This is a genomic window from Phyllobacterium calauticae (genome assembly GCF_019991125.1).
Taxonomy (GTDB): domain Bacteria; phylum Pseudomonadota; class Alphaproteobacteria; order Rhizobiales; family Rhizobiaceae; genus Phyllobacterium; species Phyllobacterium calauticae.
This window is the reverse complement of record NZ_JAGENB010000001.1, coordinates 538,064-558,012: the sequence shown is the minus strand read 5'-3', so window position 1 is coordinate 558,012 and position 19,949 is coordinate 538,064. Positions and strand designations below refer to the sequence as shown.

The following is a 19,949-nucleotide window of genomic DNA, read 5'->3' as shown; positions in this document are numbered from 1 at the left end:
TAGGCTTGGGGAGGTCAACGGTAAGACGGCTGCGGGGTCCGCAGCCGTCCTTGCATGGTCAGCCTTTCTGCTGCTGAACGATGCCGTAAATATTGGTCGAACGGGCGCCGGAGCGGCAATAGGCCAGCACCGGGCCTTCCGCTTCTTCGAGTGCGGCGGCCATCGCGTCCACGTCGTCCTGGGTCAGCTGGCCTGAAACCACGGGGACGTAGTAGATCGGGATGCCTGCCTTTTCGGCGACCTTGGCGATTTCGGCGAATTCCGGCTGATCCGGCGATTCACCATCGGGGCGGTTGCAGATCAGGGTCTGGTAGCCTGCCGCAGCAATATCGCGTACATCGTCGGGTGAAATCTGCCCGGTCACGGCAAAGCCTTCGTCAATCTGACGGATATCCATTTTCTTTCCTTGAGAATGTGATTGGTGGCAGCACCATACATCAAACGCTGACCAATGCTACATCAAAGCCAATTGATCGGAGCCGCAAATTGCGAGCATTGCTCCATAAATAGGCATATGCGACTAATTGATAATAATATAGGCATTTGATTGCCGAAACGGTGCTGGCCGCACCGTTGTTTCCGCCGCTGCGGTCTTCATAATATTCAAGGCCTGTGGCGCTTGACCGTTGTAATCTCGGGCTAATCCAAAGATTTCACACGAGCATGACGCTGCAATCCGCAGTTGGCACGGTCGTTGCATAGTATTCCCTCGGTACAAACAACCATAAAGAGGGGTTTACCTGAATGTTCAGTCTAACAGCCAGATTTATTGGAACCTTGGCGGCCGCCGCCGTGGGAGCGACACTGACCCTTGCACCGGCAAAGGCAGCCGAGGACACAATCAAGGTCGGTATTCTGCATTCGTTGTCCGGTACGATGGCGATTTCCGAAACCACGCTCAAGGATACGATGCTCTTCCTCATTGACGAGCAGAACAAGAAGGGCGGGGTTCTCGGCAAGAAGCTTGAAGCCGTCGTTGTCGATCCGGCGTCGGATTGGCCGCTGTTTGCAGAAAAAGCCCGTCAGTTGATCGAACAGGACAAGGTTGCGGCGGTTTTCGGCTGCTGGACATCGTCCTCGCGCAAATCCGTGCTTCCGGTTTTCGAGGAACTGAATTCCCTGCTGTTCTACCCGGTTCAGTATGAAGGCGAGGAAAGCTCGCGCAACGTCTTCTACACGGGCGCTGCACCGAACCAGCAGGCCATTCCCGCCGTGGATTATCTCGCCAAACAGGAAGGTGTGGAGCGCTGGGTTCTCGCCGGCACGGACTATGTCTATCCGCAGACCACCAACAAGATCCTGAAGGCCTACCTCAACGCCAAGGGCGTGAAGGATGAGGACATCATGATCAACTACACGCCGTTCGGTCATTCCGACTGGCAGACGATCGTGTCCGACATCAAGAAATTCGGCTCGGCCGGCAAGAAGACTGCCGTTGTTTCCACCATCAACGGCGATGCCAATGTGCCGTTCTACAAGGAACTCGCCAACCAGGGCATCAAGGCCGAAGACATTCCCGTTGTCGCCTTCTCGGTGGGCGAGGAAGAGCTGGCCGGTCTCGACACCAAGCCGCTGGTCGGCCATCTCGCCGCCTGGAACTACTTCGAATCCGTCGATTCCGACGCCAATGCCGACTTCATCAAGAAATGGCACGCCTATATCAAGAACGACAAGCGCGTGACCAATGATCCGATGGAAGCAACGTTCATCGGTTTCAACATGTGGGTAAAGGCCGTCGAAGCCGCCGGCACCACCAAGTCGGATGCCGTCATCGATTCGATCGTCGGCGTCTCCGTCCCGAACCTGTCCGGCGGTTACGCGGCAATGATGCCCAACCATCACATCACCAAGCCGGTCCTCATCGGCGAAGTGCAGGCCGATGGCCAGTTCGACATCGTCTACCGGACGCCGGGCCTCGTCGTCGGCGATGAATGGTCCGACTATCTGCCAGGCTCGAAGGACCTGATCTCCGATTGGCGCAAGCCGATGTCGTGCGGCAATTTCAACGTTGTCACCGGCAAGTGCGGCGGCGCGACCAAGACGAACTAAGCGCTAAAATCAGGCTCCGGCTTCGGGTCGGGGGCGACAACGCCGAAGCCAACTCCATCCCCGTCTCGTGGCGGGGATGGAGCTCCTCCCAGGAATTTCAAATCCAGGATTGTTGAATGTCATTGAGCCGCTTCCTGTCCATCATCGCGATACTCGGGCTTTGCCTGTTTCCTGCGGCCGCCGGTGCGCAAGCCATGGACGACGCCAAACTCAAATCGCTGGTCCAGGCGCTGGCCGGTGATAATTTCGACGAGACGAGCAAGGCCGTTTCAGAACTTGCCAAAAGCGGTACGCCGCGCGCCGCTGCCATTCTCAACGCATTGAGTGCCGGCGATCTCTATGTTTCGAAGGCTGACAAAGCGGTGTTTATCGGTACGCGCGATGGCGCGGATTATGCCGCAACCGATCCGCTGAGCGGTGCAAAACTGCCTCCCGTTCCGCGCAACACGGCCGATAAGATCAAGGTCAACAACCGGCTGCGCCGCGATATCGCCGCTGCCATCGGCGGCCTGACACTGATGAGCACCGACGCGGCGGAGCGCCGGTCCGCTGCCGAAGCAATCCTGAAGAACCGCGACCCTGAATCCATTCCGTTGCTGGACCAGGCGCTGTCGGCGGAGAAGGATGCGGGGATCAAGGTGCTGATGCAGCGCGCCAAGGCTGCTGCCGTTCTCAATTCCAGCGCGGCAGACGATGTGAAGATCGCCGCCATTGCCGCAATCAAGTCCGGGAACGGGCGCGAGTCGCTCGGTCTGTTGACGCCGCTCGCCGGCGTTCCGGGACCGGTCGGCGAAGCCGCCAGTGCCGCCATATCCAGCATCAACGCAGAACTCGAAATCTGGAACGGTATCCAGAATGTCATTTACGGCCTGTCGCTTGGCTCGGTCCTGCTGCTCGCGGCTATCGGCCTTGCGATCACATTCGGTGTCATGGGTGTCATCAACATGGCCCATGGCGAAATGGTGATGATCGGCGCCTACACGACCTTCGTGGTGCAGCAGATCATCCGCACATCCATGCCGGGGCTGTTCGAATATTCACTTCTCTTTGCCTTGCCTGCGGCCTTTCTCGTCTCCGGCGCCATCGGCGTCGTCATTGAGCGCGGGATCATCCGCTTTCTCTATGGCAGGCCGCTGGAGACCCTGCTCGCCACCTGGGGCATATCGCTGGTGTTGCAGCAGGCGACGCGGTCGTGGTTCGGTGCCTCGAATGTTCAGGTCAGCAGCCCGTCATGGATGTCGGGCTCCTTCGATGTCGGCATGCTGACGCTGACATGGTCACGCCTCTGGATCATCGTGTTCGCCCTGTCGGTCTTTGCCGTGCTGCAGCTGGTGCTGAAGAAAACCATGCTCGGCCTGCGCATGCGGGCGGTCACGCAGAACCGGCGCATGGCATCGTCCATGGGCATCCGCACGCCATGGGTCGATGCGCTCACCTTCGGTCTTGGTTCCGGTATTGCCGGCATTGCCGGCGTTGCGCTCAGCCAGATCGACAATGTCAGCCCCAATCTGGGCCAAGGCTATATCATCGACAGTTTCATGGTCGTGGTCTTCGGCGGTGTCGGCAATCTCTGGGGAACGTTGGTCGGTGCCATGTCGCTCGGCATTGCCAACAAGTTCCTCGAGCCCTTTGCCGGGGCCGTCCTTGGCAAGATTCTCGTGCTGGTCCTCATCATCCTGTTCATTCAGAAGCGCCCGCGCGGTCTCTTCGCACTCAAGGGAAGGGCCATCGAGGCATGATCACCCAATGGTTTTTCAGACATGGCGACCGGCGCAGCCTGATTGCGATCATCATTCTGGTGGCGGTTGCCTGTCTCGTGCCCGTCCTCAATCTGCTGGTGCCGGACACGTCGCCCTTTCACGTACCGACCTATCTGGTTTCCCTGCTCGGCAAATACCTCACCTATGCACTGCTCGCCGTGGCGCTCGATCTGGTCTGGGGTTTTTGCGGCATTCTTTCGCTTGGCCATGGCGCGTTCTTTGCCCTCGGCGGCTATGCCATGGGCATGTATCTGATGCGCCAGATCGGCCCGCGCGGTGTCTATGCCGATCCGGTCCTGCCGGATTTCATGGTGTTCCTCAACTGGAAGGAACTACCGTGGTTCTGGTACGGTTTCGACAATTTCTGGTTCGCGGCCCTGATGGTCGTGCTGGTGCCGGGCGTGCTGGCCTTCGGCTTCGGCTGGCTGGCCTTCCGCTCGCGTGTGACGGGTGTCTACCTCTCCATCATCACCCAGGCCCTGACCTATGCGCTGCTGCTCGCTTTCTTCCGCAACGACATGGGCTTTGGCGGCAATAATGGCCTCACGGATTTCAAGGATATTCTCGGCTTCAATGTGCAGGCGGGAACGACCCGTTCAGCGCTGTTCGCAGCAACCGCCCTGTTTCTGGCGCTGGCCGTCCTTGTGTCCAGTTTCATCATTCGCTCGAAGCTCGGCAAGGTGCTGGTCGGCGTGCGCGACGCGGAAAGCCGCATGCGCTTCCTCGGCTATCGCGTCGATCGGTACAAGCTGTTCGTCTGGACGGTCTCTGCCATGATGGCGGGCATTGCCGGGGCGCTCTATGTGCCGCAGGTGGGCATTATCAATCCGTCCGAGTTCGAACCCGCCAACTCCATCGAAGCGGTCATCTGGGTGGCGGTCGGCGGGCGCGGCACGATCATCGGTCCGATCATCGGCGCGATCCTCGTCAATTTCGGCAAGACCTACTTTACCGCGGCGTTTCCGGAGATTTGGCTGTTTGCCCTCGGTGCGCTGTTCATCCTCGTCACGCTGTTCCTGCCCAAGGGCATTCTCGGGCTCTATGGCTCGTGGCAAGCCCGCAGAGCCAGCCATGCGGCACAAAAAGACGATGAAGTGCTGCCGCCCGTCGTGAAGCAAAGCAGCAAGCGATTGGCAGAACCCGAACCCCAGGCTGCGGAGTAGCTCCCATGAAGGCCAAGGACACATTGCTTTATCTCGATGGCGTTTCGGTTTCCTTTGATGGATTTCGTGCCATCAACAATCTTTCGCTCGTGCTTCAGTCGGGCGAGATGCGGGCCATCATCGGTCCGAATGGGGCGGGGAAAACCACCATGATGGATATCATCACCGGCAAGACCAAGCCGGACAGCGGCGATGTCTATTTCAACGGCACGGTCGACCTGACCGGGCATGACGAAGCCGACATTGCCATGCTCGGCATCGGCCGCAAGTTCCAGAAGCCGACGGTCTTCGAAAGCCACACGGTGGAGGACAATCTGGTGCTGGCATTGTCCGGGCCGCGCTCGGCCCTGTCAGCGCTGTTTCATCGTCAGAGCAGGGATGAAACCGACCGCATTCACGAAATCCTCTACACGATCCGGCTGTTTGAAAAGCGCCACTGGCTGGCCGCCAGTCTCTCGCACGGCCAGAAGCAATGGCTGGAGATCGGCATGCTGCTCGCGCAGGATCCGAAATTGCTGCTGGTGGATGAGCCGGTCGCCGGGATGACCGACGCGGAAACCGCAGAGACGGCGAAACTCCTGCGCGACATCGCCCGCACCCGCTCGGTGATCGTGGTGGAGCATGACATGCATTTCGTGCGCGAACTCGGCGTGAAGGTCACCTGCCTGCACGAGGGCTCGGTGCTGGCTGAGGGCTCGCTCGATCATGTCAGCAACGACCCGCGCGTTATCGAGGTCTATCTCGGGCGATGAGGCGGTGTGTGGCACATCAATGGGAGGGAATTTCTGATGCTTACGGTTGAAAATGCTTCTCTTCACTACGGCGCCGCGCAAGCGTTGCGCGGCATATCGCTTGAGGTGAAGCCGCAATCCATCACCTGCGTTCTTGGCCGCAATGGGGTTGGCAAGACGAGCATGCTCCGGGCGATTGTCGGCCAGCACCCGCTATCGTCGGGGTCGATCAGCTTCGATGGTGCGCCGCTCGGCAGGAAGCCGCCCTACGACCGGGCGCGGGCCGGCATTGCTTTCGTGCCGCAGGGGCGCGAGATCTTTCCGCTGCTCACCGTGCGTGAAAATCTGGCGACGGGCTTTGCCGCCGCCAGACGCGGCAACCGCAATGTGCCGCCGGAGGTCTTCGAGCTTTTCCCGGTGCTCAAGACCATGCTGGGCCGGCGCGGCGGGGATCTGTCCGGCGGTCAGCAGCAGCAGCTCGCCATCGGCCGTGCGCTGGTCACGCGCCCGCGGCTGCTTGTTCTGGATGAGCCGACCGAAGGCATCCAGCCGTCGATCATCAAGGATATCGGCCGCGCCATCCGGTTTCTGCGCGATCAGACCGGCCTCGCGATCCTTCTCGTCGAACAATATCTCGATTTCTGCCGCGAGCTGGCAGACCATGTCTACATCATGGATCGCGGCGAGATCGTCCATTCCGGCGATGCGGCAAGTCTCGACAGGCCGGAGGTGCGCAAGTTCCTGACGGTCTGAATGGACCACCGCTCTTGCTGTCGGCGGGTAATCATCGATAGAGTCTTCTCGGAGGACGGATTTCGATGATCGACAAGCTGGAATTTTTTATCGCTCTGGCGCGCAACCAGCATTTTGGCCGCGCGGCGGAGGAATGCGGCGTCACGCAGCCAACCCTTTCGGCCGCGATCCGCCAGCTTGAAGATACACTGGGTGTCGTCCTCGTTCAGCGCGGCTCACGCTACAAGGGATTGACGCCGGAGGGCCAGCGCGTGCTCGAATGGGCGCGGCGCATTGTCGGCGATACGCGGACGATGCGCGAGGAAATCCGCGCTGCACGCTATGGTCTGTCCGGGCATGTGAAGATAGCGGCAATCCCCACGGCGCTTGCCATGGTTTCGCGCCTGACGACGCCATTTCGTGAAAAGCACCCCGATGTGACCTTTTCGGTGACCTCGCGCACCTCGCTGGAAGTCCTGACGCTGCTCAGCAATTTCGAGATCGATGCGGGAATCAGCTATCTCGACAATGAGCCGCTCGGGCGGGTGACTTCGGTTCCGCTCTATTCGGAACGCTACCAGTTGATCACCTCCACGGGCAGTACCTATTCGGATCGCGAATTTGTGACCTGGGCGGAGGTTGGTCAGTTGCCGCTCTGCCTGCTCACCCAGGACATGCAGAACCGCCGCATCATCAACAAACATCTGCACGAAGCGGGGGTGGACGTGCATCCGACGCTGGAATCCAATTCGATGATTGTGCTGTTCTCGCACATACGGACCGGCAAGTGGGCGAGCATCATGCCGCTCAACCTTGCGGAAACACTGGGTTTTTCCGAGCCGATCCGCGCTATTCCCATTGTCGAGCCCGATGCACGCCATCTTGTCGGGCTGGTGGCCGCCGACCGCGAACCCCATACGCCGCTGGTGTCCGCCCTGCTGCATGAGGCCCGGGCGCTTGCCATCGAACTCAATATGGTTTGATAGAAATCTTCTATCGACCAACGGGACTGGTATATTGATTAGTTGTGTCGTTTTTGATCTGTTCTAACCTACGAGGAGCATTTAGGGAGGGCGCTGCACGAAATGCAGACCGCAAGTACCGATATCGCTGGGAGAGCGATAGACATTATCAATCAGTTGAAGGGTCAAGAAGGCCCGCTCCTTCCGATTCTGCACGAGTTGCAGGGCGAGTTCGGCTATGTGCCGCAGGAGACTTTGCCGCTGATTGCCCAGGCGCTGAACATATCGCGCGCCGAGGTGCATGGTGTTGTCACATTCTATCACGATTATCGCGATCATCCGGCAGGCCGGCATGTGTTGAAACTGTGCCGTGCGGAGGCCTGCCAGTCGATGGGCGGCGATGCCATGGCGCAGAAAGCCCGCGAGCTGCTCGGCATTGATTGGCATGGAACCACCGCCGATGGCGCCGTCACGCTTGAACCCGTTTATTGCCTTGGCCTTTGTGCCTGTGCGCCCGCCGCCATGCTGGACGGCGAGGTCATTGGCCGCCTGGATGACGAAAAACTCGAAGAAATAGCGACGGGAGTGCGGCTATGACGGTCACATTCTTTGTCCCGCGCGATTCCGGCGCGCTTGCCCTCGGCGCCGAAAAGGTTGCCCGGACGCTGCAGGATGAGATTGTTGCCCGCAATCTCGATGCGCGCATCGTTCGCAACGGGTCGCGCGGCATGTACTGGCTCGAACCGATGGTCGAGGTGGAAACACCGTCCGGCCGCGTGGCTTATGGCCCGGTCAAACCTTCCGACCTGGCTTCGCTTCTCGATACCGGCATGGCTGAAGGCCGAACCCACCCGCTGTGGCTTGGCCTGACCGAGCACTTGCCATTCCTGGCAAAACAGACCCGCCTGACCTTTGCCCGTTGCGGCATAACCGATCCTGTCTCGCTCGATGATTACCGCGCCCATGACGGCTTGAAGGGGCTGGAGAAAGCCCTTGCCCTTTCGCCGCTCGAAATCGTCACCCAGGTGACGGAATCCGGTCTGCGCGGGCGCGGCGGTGCCGGTTTCCCCACCGGCATCAAATGGAAGACCGTCCTCGATGCGGCGGGCGAACGCAAATACATCGTATGCAATGCCGATGAGGGCGACAGTGGCACCTTTGCCGATCGCATGATCATGGAAGGCGATCCCTTCGTTCTGATCGAAGGCATGACCATTGCCGGTATCGCCGTCGGCGCCACCAAGGGTTACATCTATACCCGCTCCGAATATCCGCATGCGATTGCCGTGATGAATGAGGCCCTTGATATCGCCCGCAAGGCTGGCGTGCTCGGCGCTTCGGTGCTGGGGTCTGCCCATGCTTTCGACATCGAAGTGCGAGTCGGTGCGGGCGCCTATGTCTGCGGCGAGGAAACCGCGCTGCTGGAAAGCCTCGAGGGCCGCCGCGGCATCGTCCGCGCCAAGCCGCCTCTGCCTGCGCACAAGGGGCTTTTCGGCAAGCCGACGGTCATCAACAACGTGATATCGCTTGCCTCCGTGCCGGTCATTCTCGACAAGGGCGCGGCATTCTACAAGGATTTCGGCATGGGCCGCTCGCGCGGCACCATTCCGCTGCAGATCGCCGGCAATGTTCGGTATGGCGGGCTTTTCGAAACCGCCTTCGGCCTGACACTCGGCGAAATCGTCGATGATATCGGCGGCGGTACTGCGACAGGACGTCCGGTCAAGGCGGTGCAGATCGGCGGCCCGCTCGGCGCCTATTTCCCGCGTGAACTCTTCGATACGCCCTTCGACTACGAGGCCTTTGCCGCCAGGGACGGGCTCATTGGCCATGCCGGGCTCGTTGTCTTCGATAACAGCGTCGACATGCTGAAACAGGCACGTTTCGCCATGGAATTCTGCGCTGTCGAGTCCTGCGGCAAGTGCACGCCCTGCCGTATCGGCTCGACCCGCGGTGTCGAGGTCGTCGATCGCATCGCTGCCAATATCGAGCCTGAAAAGCAGATCGCGGTTCTCACCGACCTCTGCAACACGATGAAGTTCGGTTCGCTCTGCGCGCTGGGCGGTTTCACGCCCTATCCGGTGATGAGCGCGCTGACGCATTTTCCTGAAGATTTTCGTCCTGCGCCCGTCGCGCAAGCGGCGGAATAGGAGCCCAAAATGTCCCTGATCCACGAAATCGATTTCGGCACGCCAGCCTCCAAATCTGAAAAGATGATCACACTGACCATCGACGGCAATGAGATCACGGTACCCGAAGGCACCTCGATCATGCGCGCCTCGATGGAAGCGGGCATCAAAGTGCCCAAACTCTGCGCGACCGACATGGTCGATGCCTTCGGTTCCTGCCGTCTTTGCCTGATCGAGATCGAGGGGCGTAACGGCACGCCTGCCTCCTGCACAACCCCGGCCATGGAAGGCCTTGTCGTTCACACCCAGACCCAGCGCCTGAAGGACATCCGCAAAGGTGTGATGGAGCTCTATATTTCCGATCATCCGCTGGACTGCCTGACCTGCGCGGCCAATGGCGATTGCGAACTTCAGGACATGGCCGGTGCGGTCGGCTTGCGCGATGTACGTTATGGCTATCACGGCGACAACCACGTCTTTGCCAAGGCCGACAACGCTGCCAATGACCGCTGGCTGCCCAAGGACGAATCCAATCCCTACTTCACCTACGACCCGTCGAAATGCATTGTCTGCTCGCGCTGCGTGCGGGCCTGCGAGGAAGTGCAGGGCACGTTTGCGCTGACCATCGAAGGGCGGGGTTTTTCCAGCCGCGTTTCGCCCGGCATGCACGAACATTTCATCGACAGTGAGTGCGTTTCCTGCGGTGCCTGCGTGCAGGCCTGCCCAACCGCAACGCTGACGGAAAAGTCGGTTATCCAGATCGGCCAGCCGGAACATTCCAAGGTAACCACCTGCGCCTATTGCGGCGTCGGTTGTTCGTTCAAGGCGGAAATGCGCGGCGAGGAACTGGTGCGCATGGTTCCCTACAAGGATGGCAAGGCCAATCGCGGTCATTCCTGCGTCAAGGGCCGGTTTGCCTATGGCTACTCGACCCACAAGGATCGCATCCTCAACCCGATGATCCGCGAGAAGATTTCCGATCCGTGGCGCGAAGTCTCCTGGGATGAAGCCTTCAAGCACGTTGCCAATGAATTCCGCCGCATCCAGTACCAGTATGGCCGCAACTCCGTCGGCGGCATCACCTCGTCGCGTTGCACCAACGAGGAAACCTACCTTGTGCAGAAGCTGGTTCGTGCCGGTTTCGGCAACAACAACGTCGATACCTGCGCCCGTGTCTGCCATTCGCCGACCGGTTACGGCCTGAACAAGACATTCGGCACATCCGCCGGCACGCAGGATTTCGACAGTGTCGAGCACACGGATGTGGTTATCGTCATCGGTGCCAACCCGACCGATGGTCATCCGGTCTTTGCCTCGCGCCTGAAGAAGCGTCTGCGCAAGGGCGCCAAGCTCATCGTCATCGACCCGCGCCGCATCGACCTCGTGCGCTCGCCCCATGTGGCGGCGTCGTACCACCTGCCGCTGCGCCCCGGCACCAATGTGGCCGTGGTCACCTCGCTGTCCCACGTCATTGTCACGGAAGGCCTGTTCGACGAAAAATTCATCCGCGAGCGCTGCGACTGGGATGAGTTCCAGGATTGGGCTGCCTTTGTATCCGCACCTGAACACAGCCCCGAAGCGATCGAACAACTGACCGGCGTGCCGCCGCAGACGCTGCGTGAAGCCGCCCGGCTGTTCGCGACCGGCGGCAATGGCGCCATCTACTATGGCCTCGGCGTGACCGAGCACAGCCAGGGATCGACAACGGTCATGGCCATCGCCAACCTCGCCATGGCCACCGGCAATATCGGCCGCAAGGGCGTTGGCGTGAACCCGCTGCGCGGCCAGAACAATGTGCAGGGTTCCTGCGACATGGGTTCGTTCCCGCACGAGCTTCCCGGCTACCGCCATGTTTCCGGTGAAGCCACCCGCGATATCTTCGACAAGCTGTGGGGCGTCAAATTGCAGGACGAGCCGGGCCTGCGTATCCCCAACATGCTGGATGCGGCCGTCGATGGCACGTTCAAGGGCATCTACATCCAGGGTGAGGACATTCTCCAGTCCGACCCCGATACAAAGCATGTGGCTGCCGGTCTTGCCGCCATGGAATGCGTCGTGGTCCACGATCTCTTTCTCAACGAGACCGCCAACTACGCCCATGTGTTCCTGCCGGGCTCGACCTTCCTCGAAAAGGACGGCACCTTCACCAATGCCGAGCGCCGCATCAACCGTGTGCGCAAGGTCATGAGCCCCAAGAACGGTTTTGCCGACTGGGAAGTTACCCAGAAACTGGCGCAGACCATGGGTCTCAACTGGAATTATACGCACCCGTCGCAGATCATGGATGAAGTTGCCCTGACGACGCCAAGCTTTGCCGGTGTGTCCTATGACCTCCTGGAAAAGGAGGGCTCCGTTCAGTGGCCGTGCAATGAAAAGGCGCCGCTGGGCACACCGATCATGCACATCGAGAGCTTTGCCCGTGGCAAGGGCAAGTTCGTCCGCACGGAGTACGTGGCAACCGACGAAAAGACCGGGCCGCGATTCCCGCTTCTCCTCACCACCGGACGTATTCTCTCCCAGTACAATGTCGGTGCGCAGACCCGCCGCACGGACAACGTGGTCTGGCACGAGGAAGACCGGCTGGAGATTCATTCGCACGACGCCGAACAACGCGGTATCCGCGATGGCGACTGGGTGAAGATATCAAGCCGCTCGGGCGAAACCACCTTGCGCGCGCTGATCACTGACCGGGTTTCGCCGGGTGTGGTCTATACGACCTTCCACCATCCGACGACGCAGGCCAATGTCATCACCACGGATTTCACCGACTGGGCAACCAATTGCCCGGAATACAAGGTGACGGCGGTGCAGGTAGGTGCATCCAACGGGCCGAGTGACTGGCAGGTCAAGTATGACGAGCAGGCCCGCCAGAGCCGGCGCATCGCCCAGACGCTCGACGCGGCGGAATAACCATGGCCGGGCGCCCCACACGGTTGCAGGTCCCGCGCATCACCCGCCGCCGCAAGGGCGAGGGCGATGTCTACGCAACCAGCAGCCGCATGGTGCCCGAGGAAACGCCCGTCGCGTTCAGCTACAACGGCACCACCCATGCGGTGATGATGGCAAGCCCGGCCGACATGGAGGATTTCGCCGTCGGCTTCAGCCTGTCGGAGGGCATTGTTGCCCGGCTCGACGAAATCAGCGAAATTGCCATTGAAGATCATGGCGAAGGCATCGATATCCAGCTGCGGCTGGCTGATGAGGCCGGACAGGAACTCACCGACCGCCGCCGCCGCATGGCGGGACCCGTTGGCTGCGGGCTGTGCGGCATCGAGTCCATCGAGCAGGCGTTGAAGCCGGTGGCTTCGGTCGACGCGACGCGCCTGCAACTGACGCCGGGCGATCTGGCGCAGGCGGTGCGACTGCTGTCGCCGCTGCAGCCGCTGCACAATGAAACCGGTGCGGTGCATGCCGCCGGATTCTATGTTCCCGGCCAGGGTATCGTGGCCGCGCGCGAAGATGTCGGCCGCCACAACGCCCTCGACAAGCTTGCCGGTGCCCTGTGCCGAACCGGCATCAGCGGTGCATCGGGCGCCGTCGTGATCACCAGCCGCGTCTCCATCGAAATGGTGCAGAAGGCGGCAATCATCGGCGCCTCCGTACTGATTGCCGTATCCGCGCCAACGGCCTTGGCTGTGCGTACCGCGCAGGCGGCGGGCATGACGCTTGTTGCGCTGGTCCGCGGCGATGAGTTTGATGTCTTCACGCGTGCCGAGCGTATTCCGATCGCTGTAAATGCCGTGGCGAGTGCAACCGATGACACCGCTGTGTCCGGAAAATCCAACCTGGATCAGGCCTCGCCCACCCTTGTGCAAAGTCCAACTGTTCGATTGGTGCAATATGGATAATGAGAATCATCGGCAGTCAACTGCCGACAAGCTGGTCTATATGGCCAACCAGATCGCCACCTTCTTTCACACCCAGCCCAAGGATGAGGCGGTAGAGGGTGTGGCCGGCCACATCAACAATTTCTGGGAGCCGCGCATGCGTGCCCAGCTCTTTGCCATCCTGGAAAAGGATGACAATGGCCTCGACCCGCTTGTGGTCGAGGCAGCGTCCCATATCCGCAAGCCGGCTCCCGCCTCGGCTTGAACGTTGCAAGGGTGGCATTTTTGGCCGCTCGACGTGCGTTGCCTCTTGATGACCAGAAGGCCGGAGAACACCCGAACAAGAAGACGATCAGGCCGCCCGGAACCGGCCGATAAACTGAAATACTAAAACATGAATCACCGCCATAAGGGCTTGGAGGAGGAATTCACATGTCAGCAACCGACAGGGCAGAGCCGAGGATTTATGAAAACCCGGGTATTCTCGACCGGGAACGCATCGTTGCCAAAGCGGGTTTCAACCGCTGGCTGGTGCCGCCCGCAGCGCTTGCCATTCACCTTTGTATCGGCATGGCCTACGGGTTCAGCGTGTTCTGGCTGCCGCTGTCGCGCGCCATCGGTGTCGAGCAATCGGTCGCCTGCGCGGATCTCAACCTTCTGACAGCGCTTTTCACCACGAGCTGTGATTGGCGCGTCAGCGATCTCGGCTGGATTTACACGCTGTTTTTCGTGCTTCTTGGCTGTTCCGCCGCCATCTGGGGCGGCTGGCTTGAACGCGTCGGGCCGCGCAAGGCTGGCGTGGTCTCGGCCGTGTGCTGGTGCGGGGGTATGGTGCTGGCGGCCATTGGCGTCATCACGCACCAGCTCTGGCTGATGTGGGTCGGCGCCGGCGTGATTGGCGGTATCGGCCTCGGGCTCGGTTACATCTCTCCGGTGTCCACGCTGATCAAATGGTTTCCCGACCGGCGCGGCATGGCGACCGGCATGGCCATCATGGGCTTCGGTGGCGGTGCCATGATCGGGGCGCCGCTGGCTAACCTTCTGATGAATCATTTCAAGGCACCGGATACTGTCGGCGTCTGGCAGACCTTTCTGGTCATGGCCGCCGGCTATTTCGTGTTCATGATGTGCGGCGCCTTCGGCTACCGCATTCCGCCGGCCGGCTGGCGTCCGGAAGGCTGGGCACCGCCGACGGATGCCAAGGCGATGATCACCACGCGGCACGTGCATCTGCGCGATGCCCACAAGACGAAGCAGTTCTGGCTGATCTGGGCCGTGCTCTGCCTCAATGTGTCCGCCGGTATCGGCGTGATCGGCATGGCCTCGCCCATGCTGCAGGAAATCTTCGCGGGCAAGCTCATCGGCCTGCCTGACGTCAGCTTCACCCAACTGGATGCGGGCCAGAAAACCGCCATCGCCTCCATTGCGGCTGGGTTTGCCGGCCTGATTTCACTGTTCAACATCGGCGGGCGGTTCTTCTGGGCCTCGCTCTCCGACCGGATCGGTCGCAAGGCCACCTATTTCACCTTCTTTGCGCTTGGCATCGTGCTCTATGCGCTGGCGCCGACCGCCGCCCATATGGGCAGCCAGGCGCTGTTCGTCGCGATTTTCTGCGTGATCCTGTCGATGTATGGCGGCGGCTTTGCCACGGTTCCGGCCTACCTCGCCGATATTTTCGGGACGCAGTTCGTCGGCGCCATCCATGGCCGGCTGCTGACGGCCTGGGCAACGGCTGGCATCGTCGGGCCTGTCGTGGTCAATTATATCCGTGAGTTCCAGATCAATGCGGGCGTGCCGCGCGATCAGGTCTATGACCGCACCATGTATATTCTCGCGTGCATGCTGGCGCTGGGCTTCATCGCCAATTTTTTTATCCGCCCGCTTGCATCGAAATGGTTCATGTCCGACGCCGAGGTTGCTGCCCTGCAGGCCAAGACCAAGACAGCCGATGCCGGCGCCACCGGCTCGTTCGGCATCGGCCATGGCGGGCTCGACGCCAAGGCGGCGCTCGCCTGGGCCGCCGTGGGTATTCCCATTCTCTGGGGTGTCTGGGTGACCGTCCAGCAGGCGGTCGTGCTGTTCCGATAACAGTGTTCATACGCGTCAAGGCAGGCTCCGTTCGCGGGGCCTGTTTTGCTGTTGCTGGGCGTTGCTATTCTCAAAGCGGATTTGCCTGCAACTTAAGTAGCTCTTGACTGCAACATGCGATCATCACCCTATAAGTCTCATACTGCATATTCTGTTGTTTTTTGTTGAATGAGAATTATATCGGGAACCATATTTCATGTTTTTTCACGACTCTGGCGCGGTGTTTTCCGCGCGTTCTGATCGTTTGTCCAAATTCCGCAACCATCTGATGAGCAGCGTCTGTGCTGCGCTGATCATCGCCGCTGCCGGCCCCGGAGCCCATGCGCAGGAAGCGCCGGCCAAGTATTTCAATGCCGATGGAAGCAGGACGAATGATCTGGAGGCGGCAAAGAAAAGCTGGCGGGAAGATGCGGAATTTATCGGAAAATCGATGGGTGCCTCACCGTTTAAACCGCAGAACTTTCCGCTGCGGGCCATCAATGCAGATACGGCCTATGCAAGAGGATTTACCGGTAAAGGCGTCAAGATCGGTGTCATTGATCAACCTGTCTGGCATGCCCATCCAGAATTTGCCGGCATCGACAAACTCACCGTCGTCCCGATCAGCGGCATCCGCACCTACAGCGATGTTCTTATCCATGTAAAAGCCGGTGATCCATATGTCTATGATGGCAGAGCTTATGTCGACGGAAGGCATGACATTGCCGTTCATGGTACACACGTGGCGGGCATTGCTGCAGGCAATCGCAACGGCATCCATAATGGCGAAGGGATGCAGGGCGTTGCTTTTGATGCGCGGGTCTTTGCCGTTGATAATGGCGATCCGGGCCCGGAAGATGGCATCGTCAAAGGCAATGATGGCGGCGTCTATAGCAAGTCCTGGGATGCGATGATCGACAGTGGTGTTGATATCATCACCAATAGCTGGGGGATCGGCGTTAATCCAAACTTGCCCCGATGGACTTATTCCGAAGCCCACGCGCAGTTTAAGGAGATAAAGGCAATTCTCGGTACACCGGAAGGCGGCGCCTATGATGGTGCTCTCAAGGCAGCGCGTCATGGTATCGTCGTTGAATTTTCGGCTGGCAATGATCACGGCAAAGAGCCCGATGCCATGGCGGGGCTTGCAACCTTTGTGCCCGATGTCGAAAAAAACTGGCTGGCAACAATGAGCCTCAATGCCGATAAGAATAATCCGCAAGGCTATTCGAGGAGTAATTTTTCCAGCATTTGCGGTTATGCGAAATATTACTGCGTTGGCACGCCCGGAACACAAATCAACAGCAGTCTGCCCGATGGCGATATAAGCCGCAAAAAGAATGGCGATGTTCTGGAAGATGCCGACCTGCATCCCATATACAAACTTTACAACGGTACATCCATGGCAGGTCCTGTGGCCACTGGTGCTTTTAGTGTTGTAAAACAGCGCTTTTCTTATCTCGCCAATGGGGAAGTCAATGAGATACTCAAGACCACGTCCACGGACCTTGGCGATGCGGGTGTTGATAAGGTCTTCGGCTGGGGCTTGATCAATCTTGACAAGGCCATGAACGGCCCTGCCCAATTCCTCGGCCGGTTCGATGCCAATCTGGGTGCCGGCGTCAAGGACACGTGGAGCAACGACATCTCGCAGGTGGCGCTGGACGAGCGCAAGCGGGAAGAAACGGAAGAAGTGGCGGTTTGGGCTGTGCGAAAGAAGGTGCAGGGCTGGGAAAGCGGTTTTGGCGAAAAACAGCGCTCGGAACTGGCGAAGATAATCGAACCGCAGTTTTCTTCTGATAAGATCGCTACCGCCGAAGCCCTGTTGGCTGATCTCTTCAAAGCCATGGCCGCGGGAAAACCTTCCCCTGTTTTTGATCTGGAAGCGTATAATCTTGACAAGGGTGCTGCTTATTCTGCGGCTTCAACCGCCGCGAATAAAGCCAATGCCCCAATAAACGCAGCCAACAGCAAAATCATAGCTGATCCGCTTGCATCGGCCCTGCTTGCGGATTTTAAAAAGGCTTATCCGAAAGCAGTCACAACCTACGGAACAGATCCCAGCGCAGATTTTGCAGCTTACAAAGCCGGTCGAAAGGACGATCCGCTCGCGGTGCTGAAACAGAAAATGCTGGCTGAACAGATAACGCCGCTGGAAACAGAATATCAAGTCACCGAGCCCCGCACGGCCTATCTCTCCGGCAAGCTTGCCGATCCCAAATCCTACGATGCGGGGCTGACGAAATCCGGGCCGGGCTCATTGTGGTTGACGGGAAAGGACACGTATCGCGGCGATACGGTGATCAATGGCGGCGAACTTGGCATCGGGCTTGGCGGTTCTGTGGTTTCAACATCGGTCATCAATGATACGGGCCTTTTGACCGTCGATGGCACGGCGGCTGCGGTGACGGCGAATGCGGGCGGGCAGTTGAAGGTCAATGCCACGGGTGCGACCGGCGGTCTCATGCTGAATGGCGGCTTTGCCTCCGTCGATGGCCGCAGCGGCACGACGATTGTCAACACCGGCGGCGTGCTCGGCGGCATCGGCACGGTGGAGCGTCTGGCCATGCATGAGGGCGGCGTGGTCGCGCCAGGCAATTCCGTCGGCACGCTGCATGTGGCAACCGATGCCAGCTTCGACAAACATACAGGCTTGGTCATTCAGGTGGCTGCCGACGGGCGCAGCGACCGTTTGGAGGTTGCAGGCAAGGCGACGCTGCTCGGCGGCGTGGTGACTGTGACGACCGAAGACGGCACGGCACCATTGTCTCCGGCCGAAACGCTCGCGCTGCTGGGTAAGACATACACGATACTATCAGCGGTGGGCGGCGTGAGCGGAACGTTCGATACGGCCCTGCCGCACTATTACTTCATCGGCGCCGCACTCGCCTATGCAGCCAATGACGTCACGGTGAGCCTTGCGCGCAACAATGTTGCCTTTGCCGCTATCGGCGAAACGAGAAACCAGAAGGCGGCGGCTTCCGGGGTTGAGAGCCTGGGTCGCGGCAATCTCCTCTATGACACGGTAGCTGTCTCAACCGTGACGCAGGATCTGCCCGCCGGTTTCTCCGCCCTGTCCGGCGAGGCGCATGCCACCTTGCGCGGCACGCTGCTGCAGGATGCCGGGCTGGTCAGCGGAGCGGCGTCTGAGCGGGTGCGCGCGGCCTTTGACGGTGTCGCCGCCAAAGCCGCACCAGTTGCAACGCCGCTCGCCTATGGTCCCGATGACAAGGCCAAGGGCAAGCAGAGTGCCGCTGAGGCTTTTGATACAGCAACCCCGGTCGCCGCAACCACCGCTTTGTGGGGACAGGCCTATGGCGGTTGGAGCCATGGTGCCGGCGATGGCAATGCTGCCGCCTATAGCAGAAACACCGGCGGGTTTGTCACCGGCATGGACGGCGTGATTGCCGGGACATGGCGGCTCGGTGTGCTGGCCGGTTATGGCTCGACATCGCTGCATGGGGCGGGGTCGTCCGTCTCCGCCGACAGCTATCAGGTTGGCATCTATGGCGGCACGAAAATCGATGCACTGACATTGAGCCTTGGCACGGTGCTGGCGCATCACGAGATCGATACGCGTCGCACGGTCGCCTTCGGCTCGTTGGCCGAGACGGACACCGCCGGTTACAGCGCCAACACGGTGCAGATCTTCGGCGAGGCCGCTTACCGCATCGAGACGCCCTATGCGGCGCTCGAACCCTTTGCCGCGGCGGCCCATACCCACCTGAAGACGGCAGGCTTCAGCGAGACCGGCGGCATTGCCGCCCTGTCGGCGCCATCATCCACCACGGACCTGACGACGACGACGCTGGGACTTCGTGCATCGCGCGCCTTCACCCTCGGCAATGCCGCAAGCCTGACGGCACGCGGCATGGTGGGCTGGCGGCATGCCTATGGCGATGTCACGCCGCAGGCGCAGCTGGCCTTTGCCAGCGGCGGCGAAAGTTTCGATGTCAGCGGCCTGCCCATTGCCGCCGATGCGGCGCTGGTGGAAGCCGGCCTCGCCTATAATATCGGCAGGACCACCACGCTGGGCCTCACCTATACCGGACAGTTCTCCTCCGGCGTCAACGACAATACAGTCAAAGCCGATCTGACGGTCAGGTTTTGAGGCAGCGCAGAAAATAAGCCCGCCAGAGGAACCGGCGGGTTTGATCTGGGCCATGAAGGTCACTTCGCGCGCGGCCATTGCCGGATAGAAATACGATCTTACTCCTTCCATATCGCTGTCCCATTCCGATACGGTTGGCAGGCAGGCTACGCTTAACCTCCGGTGCTCATTTTGTCAGCAACTGCGCAGACCGCATGGATCGAAGGGCAGGTCGGCCAGTTCATCGAGGCCCATGGCTTGCAGTGCCGGGTGAGAGAGCGGATCACGGCGCCAGTGATCCAGCGCATCATGATCGACAGGACTGCTGTCCTCGCTGGGCGGAACGAGAGTCTCTGCAAACCATTTTATTAGCCAGAAAATCTTCATCACACAGCTCCCATGAATCGAGGAATATGCTATTTTGATCCGGTTCTCTGCG

The 19,949-nt window shown here is 60.0% G+C and carries 15 protein-coding genes; 13 read left to right on the top strand and 2 right to left on the bottom strand.

Going from position 1 to position 19,949, the window contains the following annotated elements:
* Positions 1–58: 58 nt before the first annotated feature.
* Positions 59–397, bottom strand: a complete 339-nt coding sequence (locus J1W56_RS02865) for a TIGR01244 family sulfur transferase (RefSeq protein WP_223611647.1) — start codon at positions 395–397, stop codon at positions 59–61.
* Between the two features lie 347 nt (positions 398–744).
* On the opposite strand from J1W56_RS02865, the gene urtA reads away from it, so the two are divergent.
* From urtA to J1W56_RS02800, 13 genes are all read left to right on the top strand, one after another.
* Positions 745–2,049 carry an urea ABC transporter substrate-binding protein gene (gene urtA / locus J1W56_RS02860; protein WP_223611646.1) on the top strand — a complete coding sequence of 435 codons (1,305 nt, stop codon included), beginning with the start codon at positions 745–747 and terminating at the stop codon, positions 2,047–2,049.
* A 116-nt stretch (positions 2,050–2,165) separates the two neighbouring features.
* On the top strand, positions 2,166–3,788 hold the full coding sequence (gene urtB, locus J1W56_RS02855; RefSeq protein ID WP_223611645.1) for an urea ABC transporter permease subunit UrtB: 1,623 nt from the start codon (positions 2,166–2,168) through the stop codon (positions 3,786–3,788).
* Positions 3,785–4,972 carry an urea ABC transporter permease subunit UrtC gene (gene urtC / locus J1W56_RS02850; protein WP_223611644.1) on the top strand — a complete coding sequence of 396 codons (1,188 nt, stop codon included), beginning with the start codon at positions 3,785–3,787 and terminating at the stop codon, positions 4,970–4,972. The genes urtB and urtC overlap by 4 nt, the downstream gene beginning before the upstream one ends.
* Before the next feature lie 5 nt (positions 4,973–4,977).
* Positions 4,978–5,724, top strand: a complete 747-nt coding sequence (gene urtD, locus J1W56_RS02845) for an urea ABC transporter ATP-binding protein UrtD (protein WP_223611643.1) — start codon at positions 4,978–4,980, stop codon at positions 5,722–5,724.
* Positions 5,725–5,760: 36 nt separating this feature from the next.
* Positions 5,761–6,456, top strand: coding sequence for an urea ABC transporter ATP-binding subunit UrtE (urtE, locus tag J1W56_RS02840; protein WP_223611642.1), 696 nt, complete (start codon positions 5,761–5,763; stop codon positions 6,454–6,456).
* 65 nt (positions 6,457–6,521) lie between these two features.
* Positions 6,522–7,418, top strand: a complete 897-nt coding sequence (locus J1W56_RS02835) for a LysR family transcriptional regulator (RefSeq protein WP_223611641.1) — start codon at positions 6,522–6,524, stop codon at positions 7,416–7,418.
* A gap of 102 nt (positions 7,419–7,520) precedes the next feature.
* Positions 7,521–7,994 carry a formate dehydrogenase subunit gamma gene (locus tag J1W56_RS02830; RefSeq protein ID WP_223611640.1) on the top strand — a complete coding sequence of 158 codons (474 nt, stop codon included), beginning with the start codon at positions 7,521–7,523 and terminating at the stop codon, positions 7,992–7,994.
* Entirely contained in the window at positions 7,991–9,547 is a 1,557-nt protein-coding gene (locus J1W56_RS02825; protein ID WP_223611639.1) for a formate dehydrogenase beta subunit, read from the top strand. The genes J1W56_RS02830 and J1W56_RS02825 overlap by 4 nt, the downstream gene beginning before the upstream one ends.
* 9 nt (positions 9,548–9,556) lie before the next feature.
* Positions 9,557–12,436, top strand: a complete 2,880-nt coding sequence (gene fdhF / locus J1W56_RS02820; RefSeq protein ID WP_223611638.1) for a formate dehydrogenase subunit alpha — start codon at positions 9,557–9,559, stop codon at positions 12,434–12,436.
* Positions 12,437–12,438: 2 nt separating this feature from the next.
* Entirely contained in the window at positions 12,439–13,374 is a 936-nt protein-coding gene (fdhD, locus tag J1W56_RS02815) for a formate dehydrogenase accessory sulfurtransferase FdhD (RefSeq protein WP_223611637.1), read from the top strand.
* The gene (locus J1W56_RS02810) at positions 13,367–13,618 is read left to right on the top strand and encodes a formate dehydrogenase subunit delta (RefSeq protein WP_223611636.1); all 252 of its coding nucleotides are present in this window, start codon (positions 13,367–13,369) and stop codon (positions 13,616–13,618) included. Before fdhD ends, J1W56_RS02810 begins: the two co-directional genes overlap by 8 nt.
* A gap of 167 nt (positions 13,619–13,785) precedes the next feature.
* Positions 13,786–15,441: an OFA family MFS transporter gene (locus J1W56_RS02805; protein ID WP_223611635.1), complete on the top strand. Its 1,656-nt coding sequence runs from the start codon at positions 13,786–13,788 to the stop codon at positions 15,439–15,441.
* Positions 15,442–15,637: 196 nt separating this feature from the next.
* Positions 15,638–19,531, top strand: a complete 3,894-nt coding sequence (locus tag J1W56_RS02800; protein WP_223611634.1) for an autotransporter domain-containing protein — start codon at positions 15,638–15,640, stop codon at positions 19,529–19,531.
* A 174-nt stretch (positions 19,532–19,705) separates the two neighbouring features.
* Here J1W56_RS02800 and J1W56_RS02795 read toward each other — a convergent pair whose 3' ends face one another.
* Positions 19,706–19,897 carry a hypothetical protein gene (locus J1W56_RS02795; RefSeq protein ID WP_223611633.1) on the bottom strand — a complete coding sequence of 64 codons (192 nt, stop codon included), beginning with the start codon at positions 19,895–19,897 and terminating at the stop codon, positions 19,706–19,708.
* Between the last annotated feature and the right edge of the window lie 52 nt (positions 19,898–19,949).

Excerpts from the sequence above, each read along its gene's own strand:
- J1W56_RS02865 (WP_223611647.1), bottom strand. The coding sequence starts at position 397 with ATGGATATCCGTCAGATTGACGAAGGCTTTGCCGTGACCGGGCAGATT.
- urtA (WP_223611646.1), top strand. The coding sequence starts at position 745 with ATGTTCAGTCTAACAGCCAGATTTATTGGAACCTTGGCGGCCGCCGCC.
- urtB (WP_223611645.1), top strand. The coding sequence starts at position 2,166 with ATGTCATTGAGCCGCTTCCTGTCCATCATCGCGATACTCGGGCTTTGC.
- urtC (WP_223611644.1), top strand. The coding sequence starts at position 3,785 with ATGATCACCCAATGGTTTTTCAGACATGGCGACCGGCGCAGCCTGATT.
- urtD (WP_223611643.1), top strand. The coding sequence starts at position 4,978 with ATGAAGGCCAAGGACACATTGCTTTATCTCGATGGCGTTTCGGTTTCC.
- urtE (WP_223611642.1), top strand. The coding sequence starts at position 5,761 with ATGCTTACGGTTGAAAATGCTTCTCTTCACTACGGCGCCGCGCAAGCG.
- J1W56_RS02835 (WP_223611641.1), top strand. The coding sequence starts at position 6,522 with ATGATCGACAAGCTGGAATTTTTTATCGCTCTGGCGCGCAACCAGCAT.
- J1W56_RS02830 (WP_223611640.1), top strand. The coding sequence starts at position 7,521 with ATGCAGACCGCAAGTACCGATATCGCTGGGAGAGCGATAGACATTATC.
- J1W56_RS02825 (WP_223611639.1), top strand. The coding sequence starts at position 7,991 with ATGACGGTCACATTCTTTGTCCCGCGCGATTCCGGCGCGCTTGCCCTC.
- fdhF (WP_223611638.1), top strand. The coding sequence starts at position 9,557 with ATGTCCCTGATCCACGAAATCGATTTCGGCACGCCAGCCTCCAAATCT.
- fdhD (WP_223611637.1), top strand. The coding sequence starts at position 12,439 with ATGGCCGGGCGCCCCACACGGTTGCAGGTCCCGCGCATCACCCGCCGC.
- J1W56_RS02810 (WP_223611636.1), top strand. The coding sequence starts at position 13,367 with ATGGATAATGAGAATCATCGGCAGTCAACTGCCGACAAGCTGGTCTAT.
- J1W56_RS02805 (WP_223611635.1), top strand. The coding sequence starts at position 13,786 with ATGTCAGCAACCGACAGGGCAGAGCCGAGGATTTATGAAAACCCGGGT.
- J1W56_RS02800 (WP_223611634.1), top strand. The coding sequence starts at position 15,638 with ATGTTTTTTCACGACTCTGGCGCGGTGTTTTCCGCGCGTTCTGATCGT.
- J1W56_RS02795 (WP_223611633.1), bottom strand. The coding sequence starts at position 19,897 with ATGAAGATTTTCTGGCTAATAAAATGGTTTGCAGAGACTCTCGTTCCG.